Source organism: Vibrio sp. D173a (genome assembly GCF_030248475.1).
The window spans coordinates 1-991 of record NZ_JAHGAH010000595.1 but is presented as its reverse complement, the minus strand read 5'-3'; the positions used below and the strand labels follow the sequence as shown (position 1 = coordinate 991).

Annotated in this window: 1 protein-coding gene and 1 pseudogene; both read right to left on the bottom strand. The window is 38.8% G+C overall.

The features are described from left to right. Positions 1-418 (bottom strand): nucleoside recognition domain-containing protein (locus KIV40_RS27795; protein ID WP_285352423.1); only part of this gene is annotated, 418 nt, incomplete at its 3' end. 476 nt (positions 419-894) lie between these two features. Further along, positions 895-960, bottom strand: a pseudogene (locus KIV40_RS27790) (succinate dehydrogenase cytochrome b556 large subunit); the annotation flags it as partial. Positions 961-991: the final 31 nt, after the last annotated feature.

Sequence of the window (991 nt, the reverse complement as noted above, 5' to 3'; positions counted from 1 at the left end):
CTTCGTCTTTCAGTTGCCTTGTCATCGCCGCACCAGCATCGGTACTTTGTAAAGAAGCAATCAGTGCTAAGCCTGAGTTGCCCGGAATACCCATCAACGGGCGTAATAAAGGTGTCAGTAGTTTTCGAGCTGCATCCAGAGCACCATAGTGTTCTAGTACGTTGATCATACCTAACGCGAACATCACGGTAGGAATCAAGCCTTTACCTCGTAGAGAAGTGGTGGCAGCCTGAACGCCATCAGCTGTCTCACTGACGTCGTATGCTACCTTACCAAAGGAGCCATTAAGGGTCGTAAAGTCAAAAACGCCATACCATTCGTTTGACTTCAGTAAACCGGAAAAGAAAACAATCGCGAACGCGAGTGCTATGTAACAACCAATCGTCACTTTACGATCGGTTTGAACTGGATTAGTCATAATCGCCTCTATACATATTGTTTATGTGGAACAGAACACGTATAGATAGTGCAAAGTTATGCAGTAGCAGGTTATGACCAAAATCAATTAGATAATAATATTATTTATCACTACCGATATAAAATATAGAACTGTGATATCAGCAAAAGTATAGAAATTATTGCTAATAATGACTTAATATTTAGAGCGCAAAACCAATCAAAATATAAGCCACCACATTCAACAACTACTCATTACAATTATCATTTACCTACATTTTATAACACTACGTTCTCATTATCTCTGAAAGTGATGTGAGAGATCTCTTACACAAAATTTCTTCGAATTTATATTTCTCATTAAATACATAGACTTAGTTTGTGATTTTAGTTCCAAACTCATCAGTACAGCATACTGATACTAGGGTAAATCCATACTAACTCCCCCTGAGCTTGAATAGAAAAGATCTGAGCTGATTGTGAAATTTCAGCCCTAGGGATCGCAACAAAAGTAATCACCCCAGACACGCGGTGTAGGATGGAAGCTATTGCTGTGATAGGAATTTTACTTTACCTATTAAACATTTCCCTCTCT